This is a genomic window from Sedimenticola selenatireducens (assembly GCF_007625115.1).
Classification (GTDB): Bacteria; Pseudomonadota; Gammaproteobacteria; order Chromatiales; family Chromatiaceae; genus Sedimenticola; species Sedimenticola selenatireducens_A.
In genome coordinates this window covers 14,326-29,482 of the sequence record NZ_VMNH01000027.1, presented here as the reverse complement: position 1 = coordinate 29,482, position 15,157 = coordinate 14,326, and the positions used below count along the sequence as shown (strand labels likewise).

General features: G+C 48.3%; 13 protein-coding genes. 10 read left to right on the top strand and 3 right to left on the bottom strand.

The window, feature by feature from the left end:
- Window positions 1–7: 7 nt before the first annotated feature.
- The 7 genes from FHP88_RS17135 to FHP88_RS17105 all read left to right on the top strand — a co-directional run bounded on the left by FHP88_RS17135 (window position 8) and on the right by FHP88_RS17105 (window position 5,699).
- A complete protein-coding gene (locus FHP88_RS17135) occupies window positions 8–451 on the top strand; it encodes an ATP synthase subunit C (RefSeq protein ID WP_144360325.1) in 444 nt (147 codons plus the stop codon).
- Window positions 452–459: 8 nt separating this feature from the next.
- A complete protein-coding gene (locus FHP88_RS17130; protein WP_144360324.1) occupies window positions 460–810 on the top strand; it encodes a V-type ATP synthase subunit F in 351 nt (116 codons plus the stop codon).
- Window positions 811–812: 2 nt separating this feature from the next.
- On the top strand, window positions 813–1,457 hold the full coding sequence (locus tag FHP88_RS17125) for a V-type ATP synthase subunit E (RefSeq protein ID WP_144360323.1): 645 nt from the start codon (window positions 813–815) through the stop codon (window positions 1,455–1,457).
- Complete coding sequence (locus FHP88_RS17120; protein WP_144360322.1) at window positions 1,454–3,253, top strand: V-type ATP synthase subunit A; 1,800 nt, start codon at window positions 1,454–1,456, stop codon at window positions 3,251–3,253. The genes FHP88_RS17125 and FHP88_RS17120 overlap by 4 nt, the downstream gene beginning before the upstream one ends.
- Window positions 3,250–4,629, top strand: coding sequence for a V-type ATP synthase subunit B (locus tag FHP88_RS17115; RefSeq protein ID WP_144360321.1), 1,380 nt, complete (start codon window positions 3,250–3,252; stop codon window positions 4,627–4,629). Before FHP88_RS17120 ends, FHP88_RS17115 begins: the two co-directional genes overlap by 4 nt.
- Before the next feature lie 20 nt (window positions 4,630–4,649).
- The gene (locus tag FHP88_RS17110) at window positions 4,650–5,270 is read left to right on the top strand and encodes a V-type ATP synthase subunit D (protein ID WP_144360320.1); all 621 of its coding nucleotides are present in this window, start codon (window positions 4,650–4,652) and stop codon (window positions 5,268–5,270) included.
- Between the two features lie 183 nt (window positions 5,271–5,453).
- The gene (locus tag FHP88_RS17105; protein WP_144360319.1) at window positions 5,454–5,699 is read left to right on the top strand and encodes a hypothetical protein; all 246 of its coding nucleotides are present in this window, start codon (window positions 5,454–5,456) and stop codon (window positions 5,697–5,699) included.
- A gap of 70 nt (window positions 5,700–5,769) precedes the next feature.
- On the opposite strand, the gene FHP88_RS17100 is transcribed toward FHP88_RS17105, so the two are convergent.
- Together FHP88_RS17100 and FHP88_RS17095 are read right to left on the bottom strand one after the other, a co-directional pair.
- Window positions 5,770–10,719 (bottom strand): EAL domain-containing protein, encoded by a 4,950-nt coding sequence (locus FHP88_RS17100; RefSeq protein ID WP_144360318.1) that lies wholly within the window; start codon window positions 10,717–10,719, stop codon window positions 5,770–5,772.
- A 289-nt stretch (window positions 10,720–11,008) separates the two neighbouring features.
- On the bottom strand, window positions 11,009–11,758 hold the full coding sequence (locus tag FHP88_RS17095; protein ID WP_144360317.1) for an FAD-binding oxidoreductase: 750 nt from the start codon (window positions 11,756–11,758) through the stop codon (window positions 11,009–11,011).
- 120 nt (window positions 11,759–11,878) lie between these two features.
- Between FHP88_RS17095 and FHP88_RS17090 the strand changes: the two genes are divergently transcribed.
- Complete coding sequence (locus tag FHP88_RS17090) at window positions 11,879–12,307, top strand: RrF2 family transcriptional regulator (RefSeq protein ID WP_144360316.1); 429 nt, start codon at window positions 11,879–11,881, stop codon at window positions 12,305–12,307.
- A 193-nt stretch (window positions 12,308–12,500) separates the two neighbouring features.
- Window positions 12,501–13,016, top strand: coding sequence for a hemerythrin domain-containing protein (locus FHP88_RS17085; protein ID WP_144360315.1), 516 nt, complete (start codon window positions 12,501–12,503; stop codon window positions 13,014–13,016).
- 14 nt (window positions 13,017–13,030) lie between these two features.
- Here the strand turns inward: FHP88_RS17085 and FHP88_RS17080 are convergent, their stop codons facing one another.
- Window positions 13,031–13,495 (bottom strand): DUF4863 family protein, encoded by a 465-nt coding sequence (locus FHP88_RS17080; protein WP_144360314.1) that lies wholly within the window; start codon window positions 13,493–13,495, stop codon window positions 13,031–13,033.
- Window positions 13,496–13,683: 188 nt separating this feature from the next.
- Between FHP88_RS17080 and FHP88_RS17075 the strand changes: the two genes are divergently transcribed.
- A complete protein-coding gene (locus tag FHP88_RS17075; RefSeq protein WP_144360313.1) occupies window positions 13,684–15,087 on the top strand; it encodes a class II fumarate hydratase in 1,404 nt (467 codons plus the stop codon).
- Window positions 15,088–15,157 lie beyond the last annotated feature (70 nt).

Below are 15,157 nucleotides of genomic sequence, written 5' to 3'. Positions count from 1 at the left end.
GTAAACCATGTATTGGCTGATTACATTGATGACCTTGGGTATTGTCGGCCTGATCGCTACCGGCATCATGATTGAGCTGCATCCAACCAAGGGTATAAGCGGAAAACGCTGGTTCAAACCGGCCATTGGCGGCAACCTGTTTCTGTTTGTCGGGGCCCAGGCGCTGCTGGTGTTTTTTGGCATTCAAGAAGTGGCCGCCGCACCTGCCCTGGCCGAAGCCTCTGCAGAAATTTCACTGGGTATGGGGCTGGGCATTATCGGTGTCGGCATCCCGACTGCCTTCAGTACCGTCGCTGCGGGTATTGCGGTAGGACCGATTGGTGCAGCATCGTTGGCCGTATTGGCAGAAAAGCCAGAAATATTCGGGCGCACACTGATCTATCTTGGACTCGCCGAAGGTATCGCTATCTATGGCCTGGTGATGAGTATCCTGTTGCTGGATAAACTATAAAACAGCTCATGATTCATATCGAAGACAACAATCATCCGACCCGCATGATCTTTATGGGTGAGGCGGCGCTGACCGATGGTTTCAAACTGATTGGATTCGAAACCTGGGCCGATCCGACCCAGGAGATGCTGGACCAACAGTTAGCCGATTTGCTCAGGCAACGCGAGAAAGCGTTTATTATTCTTGGGCATAAAGTGGCCAGTTGCGACTCTCAGCTACTCAAACGCATCCGCGCAGAAGGTGGATATATTGTTATCACACAGATCCCTTCACTGTCAGAACCCGACAACTTTCAGTGTGAGATTGATGACAGGCTGCAACAGCTCTTAGGTGGTGAATTGCAGTACGGTCAGGAGTAGTTATGGAACAGGTAATGGAACTGGAAACTGCCATACTCAACCGAGCGAACAGACTGGCAGTTGAGTATCGCGAACGGGCCGAGAGAAGCCGGGACAACATCCAGCAAGAGGCACATAAACGGCTGCACTTGCGGGAAGAGCGAGAAGTGTTGTTGGCCAAGTCAAAGGCCGAGCGGACGTTTCGCCGCCAGGTACAGGCCAATGAACTGAAACTGCAGAAGGAGATGGATCATCTGCGTTGGAACCTGGTGATATCGGTGAAGCAACAGTTGCGAGATCGAGTTGTTGCGCTCGCAGCCGATGAAGCGACCTATCTCCCACTGCTTAAACAGTTGATTGCCGCTGCGGCACACAGTTTTGAACGAAATGAGCTGACCGCCTCATTCAATAATAGAGACCATGACCGACTGAAACCGATCTGGGACAGCTTTTACCAAGAGTTGGTTCCTGATAAAACCATTTCTCTCAGTTCATCAATCGTCAACACGATAGGCGGTGTGATTATCAGCAGCAACGACGGATTAATTCGTCTCAACAACACCTTTGAAGGAAGAGAAGAGCGTCTGGAAAATCGGCTACACCAGATCATCCTGGAGCGTCTCTTCCCGGCGGGTACCGTACAAGATAACCTGAGTAGTATGCGATGAGCGAAACAGACAATCAGGGCACGATCCGCGAGATCAATGGGCCCATCCTCACCATCCAGTTACCGGGCATTCGCAACGGTGAACAGGTCAAGATCGGCAACCTGGGCCTGTATGGTGAAGTCATTGCCCTCAAGGGCGAGATTGCCCTGGTGCAATCCTACGAATCCACTGAAGGCGTCAAGCCAGGCGAACAGGTTTTCGGACTTGGAAAACCCCTCTCTGTCGAACTGGGGCCGGGTCTGTTAGGCAGTATTTTTGATGGTGTCCAACGACCACTGGACAAGGTATTTCTGGAGTCCGGCGATCACATTGGGCGTGGCATCAACCTGCCCGCACTGAACCGGGAACGTACCTGGCACTTTGTTCCTGAGCCAGGCGTAGCAATTGGCGCTATGCTTTCACCCGGACAACTGATTGGTCGTGTTCAGGAAACCGCCATCATAGAACACCGCATCATGGTCCCACCGAATCAGTCCGGCGAGTTATTAGAGCTGGCACCGGAGGGTGACTATCAGCTGGATGATCCAATCGGCCGCATGCAAAGCGCCGATGGAAAGCCACATAAACTGATGCTGTACCAACACTGGCCCGTGCGCTCACCGCGCCCATATAGACGGCGTGATCATGGCCTGTCACCACTCATCACCGGTCAACGTATTCTGGATACCTTTTTCCCGCTGTTAAAGGGGGGCAAGAGCGCCATACCCGGACCCTTTGGTGCAGGCAAAACAGTGCTGCAGCAACAGATCGCCCGCTGGTCTAACGCGGATATTGTCATTTACGTCGGCTGTGGCGAACGCGGCAATGAACTGGTGGATGTACTGGAGACATTTCCTCAACTGCAAGATCCCTACTCGGGACATAAGTTGATGGAGCGCACCCTACTGGTCGCCAACACCTCCAATATGCCGGTAGTTGCACGTGAGGCCTCTATCTATGTCGGCATCACCATGGCCGAATATTATCGTGATCAAGGTTATGACGTTGTAATGCTGGCGGACTCCACCAGCCGCTGGGCCGAAGCGCTTCGCGAGGTATCCGGGCGATTGGGACAGATGCCCGTAGAGGATGGCTATCCCGCCTATCTCTCCTCGCGGTTGGCCGCCTTTTACGAACGTGCTGGTCGGGTAGAAACCCAAACAGGTGCCAAGGGATCGGTCACTCTGATCGGTGCCGTTTCACCCCCAGGCGGAGACTTCTCCGAACCGGTAACCGCACACACTAAAGAGATCATCCAGACCTTCTGGGCACTCTCCAAAGAGTTGGCCGATGCACGCCACTACCCCTCCATTGATTGGGTGGGCAGCTTCTCCGAGCATGTCATCACCGCCGCTCAGTGGTGGCATCAGGAGATCAGTCCAGACTGGGCACATAGACGCAAGCAGGCACTGGGACTGTTGGCAAGAGATGCCGAACTCTCCCGTATCGTTAATCTGGTCGGCCCTGAAGCACTCTCTTCCGCACAACGCTGGGAATTGGAGGGTGCTGCAATGATTAAAGAGGGCGTACTGCAACAGAGTGCGTTGGATCCCGTTGATACCTTTGCCTCACCGGAAAAACAGTTTCTGCTCCTTGATATGGTATTGATGATCTTTGACCGCGGTTCAGAACTGATTGAACTGGGCATCTCGGTACAGGAACTCACCGATCTTCCATTGATGGCCAAGGCACGTCGCGCCAAGCAGACCTTCAGCAGTGATCAGTGCGACAAGATTCGACTATTGATGGAGGAATTCAAACAGGCCTTCAGCAAGATCCGTCTTGAATACGCCAAATTCAAGGAGCACACACAATGAGTGCTAAAGAGTATCGTACAGTCTCCTCCGCGCAAGGGAGTCTGCTGATCGTAGAGCAAGCCCCTCAAGTTGCCTTTGGTGATCAAGTAATCATCCGCGACCACCTCAATAATAAACGTCACGGTCAAGTGATTCGAACCAGTGAGCGTGAGGCGTTGATCCAGGTATTTGAGGGGACGGGTGATCTGGATCTGGAAAACACCTGGGTTCGGTTTCTCGATCAATCCCTCGAGATCAATCTTTCACCAGAGATCCTCGGACGTATATTTAACGGCATCGGCACGCCAAAAGATGGACGTCCGCCGATCCTTTCCAACGTTCGCCGTAATGTCAACGGATCAGCCATTAACCCGGCGGCCCGCACATATCCCAGAGAATTTATTCAGACCGGCATTTCATCCATTGATGGATTGAACTCATTAGTCCGGGGACAAAAGCTACCGATCTTTTCTGCTTCAGGCCTGCCCCACAATCGACTCGCCGCGCAGATTGTACGTCAAGCCAAACTGGTGGATGAGGAGAGCAGTTTCTCCATCGTGTTTGCGGCGATGGGTGTCTCTTATGCTGATGCCCGTTTCTTTCAGGAGGAATTTGCCGACTCAGGCGTACTGGGTAATGTGGTGATGTATATCAACCTGGCCGATGATCCACCGGTAGAACGATTGGCCCTGCCTCGGGTTGCCTTGACTGCAGCTGAATACCTCGCCTTTGATCTCGATCGCCATGTACTGGTTGTTCTCACAGACATGACCAACTACGCAGAGGCATTGCGGGAAGTCGCCACGGCCAAGGGCGATGTCCCTTCCCGCAAAGGCTATCCCGGTTACCTCTACTCCGATCTGGCAGAGATTTATGAACGCTCTGGCCGGATCAAGGATCGTCACGGCTCGGTCACCATGGTACCGGTAGTCACCATGCCATCTGACGATATCACCCATCCTATTCCTGACCTGACCGGCTATATCACCGAGGGACAGATCGTTTTGAGCCGGGAGTTGCATAACCAGGGGGTCTACCCACCCGTGCATATCTCTCCGTCCCTGTCCCGCCTGATGAAAGATGGTATCGGCAAGGATGACACACGGGAAGACCACCCCCGGGTAGCCAACCAACTCTATGCCATGTATGCCAAGGCGATGGAGACACGGAATCTCGCCGCCATTATTGGTGCAGAGGAGCTATCAGAACGAGATCGGCGTTATCTAAAATTTGCCGAGGCATTTGACAGTCAGTTTGTCGGACAAGGAGAAGATGAAGATCGCTCCATTATCGAAACACTCAATCTTGCATGGGAACTGCTGAGCATGTTCCCAAAAGATATGCTGACCCGTGTACAAGAGGCGGATTTAGCCAAGTATCACCGTTCAGCGGATTAATAACGGAGTACTCCAGTAACATGACGCAACAGCAGCTCATCAAAGTGCCACCCACAAAGAACACCCTGCTTGAAATGAAAAAGCAGGTGCGCTTTCTTGAGGATGGACATGCCCTGCTTGAGAGAAAGCGGGAACTGCTAACGCGCCTGGTTTATGAACGCGTGGGTGAATATCAAAAGCTTCGGCAAGAGACCCATGCATCCATTAAAGCGGCCTATCACTGGCTGGGCATTGCCCATCTGCGTATGGGCAGTCGAGCACTGCAACAGACGGCCCTCGGTATAGCACCAACGCTGCAGATCAATATCATTCCCAAACGCAGTATGGGGGTGGAATACCCGGCTATTTCAACCGAATTGCTCACCATGGAACCGGTAGGACTGCTCGGTACAGACACCAGCTTCGACGAGACAAGAAAAGAGCTGACTGAGACGGCCCAGATGCTCACACGTTTGGGCGAATCAGAAATGGCACTCAGTCGTCTCATGGCCGAACAACGCAAAGCCCAGAAACGGGTGAATGCCTTGAAATACAATATTATTCCGCGCTATCGGGCAACCATTCGCTATATCGAATCGGTGCTGGAAGAGGAAGAACGGAACGTGCTCTTCCAGATCAAGTTATTGAGAGAACAGCAATAACCGGCGAAAAATATTCCACCGCCAGTACAGAAACAGAACAACACCGTTTATCTACAGCCCCCTCCTTCCTTTAATTCTTTAATTTGGCAATTGCTTGACTTGTCACACACAGAGGCTATAAACAAGAGAGTCACATAAACATGTATTTTGTAGGGTTTAATATCAGACAAAGGAACTGTTTATATGAAGGACCATCTCATCCGTACGAGCAAACTGCCCTACAGCTATCACATGCTTTGGGTCTCGCTGGCGGTATCACTGGTGATACTGACCCCTATCTATCTGCTGCATCACAGCGGTTACCTTTCCACTGAAGTAACGGTGTGGATTACCATGGGCGTCATACTTGCTGCAGCCATCTACGAATCATTCCTCCTCTACCTGCTGACTCGGCACATGCTTAACAAAACCAGTGATCATTTGAAATAATTTAGACGTACCCGTACCTGCGCGACAAAAATAACGGCACCGATAGCGCATGCCGTTATACAACCTATTGTCACGCTTCAATAGGCTTGGAGCGCGACAAAAACGTTATGATCTCATCAGGACTGATGGGTTTACTGTATAAAAATCCTTGCACTTCCAGGCAGCCTGCCTGTTTAAGAAAACTCACCTGTTCCATTGTCTCTACGCCTTCAGCGATAACATTTAATCCAAGGCTATGCCCCATCGCAATAATAGCCTGGGTAATGGCCATATCATCTTTGTCATCAGGGATGTCAGAAACGAAAGAGCGATCAACTTTTAATTTATGAATGGGCAGTTGTTTTAGATAACTCAATGAAGAGTAGCCTGTTCCAAAATCATCGATTGAGAGCGTTACCCCTAACTCCCGCAGTTCATTGAGCTGACTCACCGCAGAGGCAGCGCCTTGCATAATAAAGCTCTCCGTTACCTCAAGCTCCATTCGTTCAGCAGGGAATCCCGTTTCGGTTAGAATTAGCTTGATCTGGCTTGCAAGATCTTTCCGCTGCATTTCAGGGCCAGACAGATTGATTGCAATCCGTCCAAATTCCACGCCACTCTTTAACCACGCCATACCCTGCTTACAGGCCGTACGCATGACCCATCTGCCAATCAAATGAATAAGTCCCGTTTCTTCAGCAATCGGGATAAATTTTACCGGGGAGATCATGCCCAAATCTGGATGATTCCAGCGGATTAATGCTTCCACACCCACCACTTTGTCATTTTCAATCATCAATTGTGGCTGATACAGTAATGCCAGTTGATTCTGCTCGATCGCCTTTCGTAAACTGCTCTCTAACAAGACCCGCTCGAAGGCATTTTGTGTGAGTTCCTTGGTGTAATATTGGAAGTTATCGCGGCCCGCTTGCTTGGCTCGATACATTGCTGCATCCGCATTTCGCAACAGTGTTTCTCTATCAGTTCCATCTTGCGGGTAGAGGCAGATACCCATACTTGTCGTCACATGAATTTCATGATTATCCAGAAGAAATGGAGCGGCAAATATGTTTTTAATTTTTCTGGCCATTACCGCCGCATGATCTGATTGATCAATTTCATCGAGCAAAAGTACAAATTCGTCTCCACCCAAACGCGCGACCGTATCACCTTGCCTGAGAGACTTGCTAAGTTTTACGGCTACACTTTGTAACAATTGATCCCCTATAGGATGACCAAGGCTATCGTTGATATTTTTGAAGTTATCCAGATCAATAAAGATTACTGCGAGTTGTGTATGGCTTCGCTCTGCATGCTTTATTGCCTGATCAAGGCGCTCATGAAGTAATAATCGATTGGGTAGGTTGGTTAGAGAATCATGGTGTGCAAGATGGTCAAGTTGCTCCTGTGAGCGCTTTATCTGACTGATATCGGTAAACACGCCTATATAGTGGGTTAATGCACCATCCCTATCTCTAACGCAACTAATGGTCATCCATTCTGGATAAATTGAACCATCTTTTCGTCGATTCCATAGCTCTCCTCTCCATCGGTCTGTTTCCTGGATTGCACTCCATAAGTCACGATAAAAACTTTCATCATGGTGCCCGGATTTAAGTATCCTTGGATTCTGACCAACCACTTCTTGACGCGTGTAGCCGGTGATATCCGTGAAGGCACGATTCACCTCAATGACAGTGCTATTTGTGTCTGTAATGACCACGCCTTCATCGGTATTGTCAAATACACTGGCGGCAAGTCTTAAACGCTCCTCTGTTTTTCGCGTATGACTTAGGTCATGGATACTCACCAGCATGGCACAAGGCTTATCATTTTTATCAAATACTAATCGCTGACTCACCTCCATGGGCTTGTCTGTAGGATTGAAGGCATCACCTGGCTCCATGGTGATAACAGTTTCAATCTGCGCTTTTTGTGCGATACAAATAGGGCAAGCCTCTTCCTCGCCTTGGGGATGAAGTAGCTCCTCAATACTTCGGCCAAGGCATTGTTCAGCAGTAGCACCAATCATCTTGTAAAAAGATTTATTGGCACGTAGCAGCTGCCGATTCATATCAGCGAGGTAGATCACATCCGTGTAATTATCCATGACCTGCGTCCACTCACTGTCCGCCCGGGAGAGTAGCTGTTCTGATTGAATGCGCTCTATCGCAATACTGGCCAGCCGCGCCATCCCTTCAATAAGATGGATCTCTGCAAGGGTGGGTTCACCGGCTGTTGATCGATACAGGGCAAAGGTCCCCAATACTTTTCGCCCAGCATCCAATACAGGCTCAGACCAGCAGGCACGGAATCCAACCCTGGCGCCCAAATCGCGATAGTCAACCCATAATGGATCCGTTGCCACATCGGCCACTATCACGCGTTCGGCACGGTAAGCAGCCGTACCACATGACCCCACATTAGGGCCAATGACCAATCCATCCAGCAACGCGTTGTATGCATCGGGCATTGAAGGCGCTGCACCCAAACGGAACTGGTTATTCTCAAGAAGAAGAATTGAAGCCGCGATATCAGAAAACTGCGACTCTGCAAGTGAAACAATTTCTTCAAATATATTGGTAAGTGATGTGCTACCTCGTGATATCAACTCCAAAATATGCTGCTGCCCCAACAGTAACTCCTCACCCATTTTTTGGTGGGTGATATCTTGCGCAGTACCAAAAAATATGTAGGGTTGTGCTTCCTCATTAAATTCACATTCAAATGTAATCTCTACCCACCGAACCTCCTGATTCGGACGGATAAGCCGATAGCGCAAAATATCAATCGTTTTACCCGGAGTAAGCGCCAGCATTTTTTGCATGTAGGCATCATGGTTTGCCCTGTCAAGGGGATGAATCCAGGAGAGGAGGGTTTCATAATTAAGATGGCTGTCATCTGCTTCCCTTCCAAAAATATCAAACATACCTCGTGACCATTGAATGGTCTTATCGGGCACTGAATAGGTCCAGTTACCCATTTTTGCCACTCGTTGAGCCCGTGCCAAATCAGAAGTGATTCTGGTTAATTCATCAGTAGCAGATTTTTGCTCTGTAATATCAACAAAGGTGCCGATAAAGCGGATCACGGCACCCGATTCATCACGTTCAAATACGGAATCCCAAGAAAGACACCACATCCAATCACCATCGCTTTTCAGAAAGCGGTACTCAATCTTCTTAACCTCACCATCCTCTGCATGAGTGAAGGAGCTCATGTGAGCCAAGATCTCTTCCCTGTTATCCGGATGAAAAAGATTAATAAACGTTTCAGACGGCATGTCATTGATTTCTTCCAGGCTGTATCCAGTCAACCCAGAATAACGTGCATTGATGTAGTCGTTCTTTCCCTCAGTCAAGTTATAGATATAGATACCGGTTAAAGATGAGCCGAGAACACGACTAATAAAACGTTCTCTGTTGTGTAATTCGTTTCTGGCCTGTCTAAGTGGCGTAATATCACGGGCGATACCAAATATACCTTTTATCTCACCATCAAGAATCAGTGGACCCTTGGTCGTGAGGTAGATCATTGATTTGTCATCAACAATGACCTCTTCATCGAAAGTCTCATTGCTTTTTTTTGCCATAACCTCCAAATCATCAGCTCGGAAGTTATTGGCAATCTCCTCAGGAAAAAACGCATAATCAGTCTGACCAACGATCTCCTCTGTCGTCTTATTTACCAGGTTAGCCAATGCCTGATTGGCAAATATATAGACGCCTTTTTCATCCTTCACAAAGATTGGATCTGCAGATCCATCCACCACTGAATCAAGTAATAAATGGTTTTGTTTTGTTACTAACTCCGCTTGATGATGTTGTGTGATGTCCTGTACAGTCCCAATAGACCGCACGGCGGTCCCTCCTTCATCATAGAAAGTTTCACAGCGGCCTATGACATACCTGATCTCCCCATCATCATGCTGTAGGCGATGAATGAGTTCGTAGGGTTTATGATGGGCAACAGCGTCATGAAAGGTCTGCTCAACCAACTGTCGATCATCGGAGTGAACATGATTTAAAAAAAGATCGTAGGATGCCGCATCTTGCTCTGCATCAAAACCAAAAATGCGATAGGCCTCATCAGAACACCAAAGCGTTCTCTCAACATGATTCAGTTCCCAACTGCCAATATGCGTCAGACGCTGGGATTCCGCCAGCCGATCCTCACTCAGCCGTAGCGCCCTTTCCACTCTTATTTGATCCCGCAACTGAATCAGTTCCAGATCCTGCTCTTTCAAGGACTCCAGTAGATACTCAATATGCCGATCATAGAGCTGCTTGACGATGTCTTGGTGCGTAATGATGCCAACAACTGAATCGTTTTCATCTGTCACCACAAGCCGCCGAGTGCTCGCCTCTTCCATGAGTGCTATAGCCTCAGGAAGCGTCATATTTTCTGTAATTGAGATCACGGGTGCAGACATCACTTCTGCCAGTGATATAGATTTCAGATCGTTAGTGGCCGCCTCAAGTAACACCATATCGCGCTCGGTAAAGATACCGACAGGCCTGTTTTCATCGACAACAACGACCGAAGAAACCTGCATATTGACCATAAGGTCAACCGCATCTTTGACAGAGGCCTGTTTCTCTAGCACCACAACATTACGGGTCATGAGAATACCCACCCGTTTGAAGTGCACCATAAACTCCCAGCTCAAATGTTTTAAGAAATCATTCTCGGTGACAAGCCCAACCAGCCTACCTGCATCATCGACAACGATTAGATTGCGTACAAAGTGCTCAGAGATCAGCTTATAGCCTTCCCGATAGTTTACATCTGAAGTGGCAACCAGCGGTGGTTTTCCCATGACCTCAGCAACAGTGGCCATCTTTGGGTCAATCCCGGAATAGGCCATTTTAAGGCTGTCATGTTCTGTAAAAATACCGACTGGATACTGTTCTTGATTGACAACAACTAAGGCGCTCATACTCCCGGACCGCATAAGCTTCAGCGCGCTTTCTGCCGATGCATCAGGCGATAGGGTAATGGTAGGAGAGGTTAGGATATCTAAGAGTAGGAGGCTGTCCATAGGGGAGAAATATAATTATTAGAATTAATAGTAGATACTAGACCACTTCCTCGGTTTTTGCAGCGTTGAATCAGTAATATAGTAGTGATCATCGAATTAATTGGCAACCGACCCTTTTGTGAGAAAAGGAGGTCTTAGAAGTCCCTGACCAGGGACATCAACGCTATTAATGACGATACTTTTAAGCAGAATTCATAGATCGGACTTATGGGTTTTTTACGGGCACAAATAACCCTATCGCCAGAGCGAGGACTATTATTTCTATCTAGTAGCGCAGAACATTAACGCTTCAAAACGTTGAGAATTTATATTTCTCCCGTTTAAGGTTTTTCGCAGTAAATTCTCTTTCAGTAAACCAACTCACTGATTCATCAACCATATTTGGATTACCACAGAGATACACCATATCCCGCTGAGCATCTGGCTTGAGCTTTTCAAACAGCGTATTGACCCGACCAGAGAAGATATGACTATCAGGCGATGAGGGCATCTCACGGCTGTAGCAGGCATAAAAACTAAATCCTGGATAGGTTTGTGACAAGGCTAAAAACTCCTCGCCATAGATCAGTTCGGCTGGCGCCCTTACACCCATCAGTAAGACAATCTCCAATGCCGTATTGTTCTTCAATCGTTGCTCAAGTTCAGGCAACATCGCACGATAGGGTGCTACCCCGGTTCCTGTCCCAATCAATAGATAACGCGCCGGATCAATTCTTGGGAGAGTAAGCGCGCCAAAGGGGCCACTCATCTTGGCCTTATCACCGGGTTGTGCATCAAAAAAGAATTGTGACGCGGCGCCATTTGGAACGGCCGTAATTGCAAATTGAAAGGCCCGGTTATCTTTAAGATTATCGACTCGACCGACCGCACTATAACTTCTGCTCTTCTCTTCACCCTGATATTTAAAATCAAGCGAAAAGAATTGTCCGGGCAAATAACTGATGACACCTTCATCTTCTCGACAATAGGTCAACTCCAGTGTACCGGGGGCAAGCACGCGTTTCTCTTTTAAAATAACGGGATACCTTGGACTTACCATAACGTAAAACCTCGCGTAATAAGAAATAGCCTCAATAACTATTATTTAATATACTTCTTTTATATACCATGTATACTTAATAAGCAATATTTCCAATACTTCTTTTGAATGAGTACAGCTATGCGACTTACAACGTTTACTGATTACACCATTCGGGTGCTGATCTATATTGGGCTTAAACCGGGAGAAATGGCGACAATCGGCGAATTAGCTGAGGTGTATGGCATTTCAAAAAACCATTTAATGAAAGTTGTCTATCACTTGGGGCAAGAGGGATATATTGAAACCGTAAGAGGTAAAGGCGGTGGCTTTTATCTGGCGCTTGATCCAGATGAGGTCAATATTGGTGAGTTGATTAGAAGTACTGAGCAGGGGAGTGTACTAGCCGCCTGCTTCACAAACGAGGATTGCGAATGCCGAATTGAGTCAGCCTGCCGATTAAAAGATATGTTAAAAGAATCCATGGCAGCATTTTATGCTGTACTGGATAGCTATACGCTCACTGATCTGCTGAATAACAGGACAAAACTGATTAAGCTTTTTAAATAATAGTCCCTGCTTATCCTCTTACCACACCGCCTCTGACGAACAGATTCAGAACCAGTTCACATTTTTAAGTCTGGAACAGGAGAAATTAGGAATAGAACGCACGTTAAACCCTCAACATAGTATAAACTTTATTTCACTCAATCTCAGGGATGGTAACGATAATTTAAAACCACTCAGTGAATCACTCATTACCATGTTCAATTTCTTCAAAAGAAAAGCTAAAAGTCAACCGCAACCCTGCGCTGAGATCACCGCTCCGAACACCACCATAGCTTATGACTCCCAGCTCGTAGCTGCACTCAAGGATGATCATCAGTCACTGCTGATGCACTATATGAAAATTGAGAAGAAGGCAAAAGAGCAGCGTTTCAGAGAGGTATGTTCCGAACTTGCACAGTTTAAATATCTGTTTCACCAACACATCATGACAGAAAACGTAAAGCTTTACGTCTATCTCAATCGTACGATCTCACGTGACAGTGACCAGTGTGAAACCGTTAAGGCCATGCGTCGGGATATGCGCCATATCGGTAAAGCCGTCAACCAGTTTATTGATCGCTATAATGTTTGGCCCTGGAGCACCGCGCTTGAAATTGACTTCATTACCGACTTGCAGGAAATTGGTAAAGCATTGGTGGAACGCATTAAAACAGAAGAAGAGCATCTGTATCCGCTCTATAACCCACCGGTGCTGGAAGAAAATCTATAGCGCCTGTATAGACGTTATCGCGTAAACTCAATCTGCCCTTCTGGCAGCAAATAGAGAATCAGTGCCTGCCCCTGTGTGACAGTAGGCCGATGTTGAGAATCGGGCTCATAGACACACCAGCCACGCGGCTTTCCATCAAACAATGCACCCTCGGTAATGGGTAACACCATACAGATTTCACCCAGCGGATGGCGATGATGTGGGCCGGCGATATCGATCAGATCGACGACATCCACACTCAATCGGCCCGTCTCATCAGAGGGCTCGATCACCCGGCCAAAGCGACGCCCTGCATCACCCTGTGCACACATCCAGCCTGCGGATATCGCCTCATGACACGCCTTGTCGATGGCTTCAAACAACTCGCTTCCTGGTGGATACTGCTCAGTCAGTGCCTTCTCCAGCTCTTTATCGACGGGCATCTGTGAAACCATATCAGTGAGTGGCTTAATTAACTGCTGAAAATGCTCAACATTCATTTGCTTTATCCTAGCCATAAAATGAGATATGCCAAAGAATAACCGCTTTAGTTCGAATGTAAAAGCGCTTTAGTGACCTTGGAGTAGCCACCTTATAACCTATTATTCATAAGGTAATATTTGCACACTGACATCAAATAGGGTTCATACTAAAAACATCGCTTATTAACACGCTGAGGTATCTAAATATGGAAGTGACTCAATATCGGTCTGTACAGGACAGCATGGGTGAAGTTAAGGTTCCCGCAGATGCCCTGTATGGTGCACAAACCCAACGTGCCATCAACAACTTCCCTATCAGCGACCTCACTTTGCCCGCGCGTTTTATCACGGCGGGGATCATGATCAAGCGCGCAGCGGCTGAGGCCAATCGCGATTTAAAGTTGCTCTCTACCGAACAGGCAGCAGCCATTATTGCGGCCGCTGACACGCTGCTTAAAGCACTACCGATGGATCAGTTCCCGATTGATGTTTTCCAAACCGGATCGGCCACCAGTAGCAACATGAATATCAATGAAGTCATTGCAACCCTGGCTCAAAGAGAAGGAGTAAAGGTTGATCCCAATGATCACGTAAACCTCTGCCAGAGCAGTAACGACGTCATCCCCAGTATGATTCATCTCAGTACAGCGCTGGCACTCAAGCAACAACTCTTGCCGTCACTCGACAAATTGGCGGGCACCCTTCTGCACCGGGCCGCATCCCTCGATGCCATCTGTAAAACAGGGCGTACGCACTTGATGGATGCCATGCCACTCCGCATGAGCCAGGAGATCACCGCCTGGGCGAACCAGGTCAGAGAGTGCATTGCACGCATTAAAGATTCTGAAATCAGAGTACATCAGCTCGTCCTGGGTGGTACGGCCGTAGGAACGGGCATTAATGCCCACCCTGAATTTGCCGCCAAGGTGGTTAAGCGTCTCAGTGAAGAGACTGGGCTTGCCCTCACACTACCTAACGGCATGATCAGAGACTTGAGCAACCAGAACACCGCGGTTGAACTGTCAGGCCAACTCCGTGTTACAGCTCTCTGTTTGCATAAAATTGCCAACGATCTTCGCTGGATGAACAGTGGGCCGCTAGCAGGACTGGGGGAGATCACACTGACCGCACTGCAACCTGGCTCCAGCATCATGCCCGGAAAGGTTAACCCGGTTATCCCTGAAGCCGTCATGATGGTTGCGGCACAGGTCATCGGTAACGACGCCACGCTATCAATGGCCGGCCAATCCAGTAATTTCCAACTCAATACCATGCTACCGCTTATCGCCTATAACCTTCTGCAAAGCATAGAACTACTCGCCAACGGATCAACACTACTGGCAGAAAAAGCCGTTGCTGATTTCAAAGTTAATCAGGAAAAAATCCAACACACCCTTTCTCTCAACCCCGTTCTGGTAACAGCACTCAATCCGATAGTCGGCTATCAAAAGGCCGCAGAAATCAGTAAGCAAGCGTATGAAGAGGGAAAGAGCCTTATTGATGTTGCCCATAAACACACATCCCTTTCGCGCCATGAACTCGAGAAGTTGCTCGACCCCTGCCGCCTTACACAGGGTGGCATCTATTCCGATCATTCGGAAAAAGATTAGTGCACCATGAAACAGAAGCCACTCTGCCGCGGTCATAGTGTTATAAGGTCGAGCATGCTGAGAAGCGGGA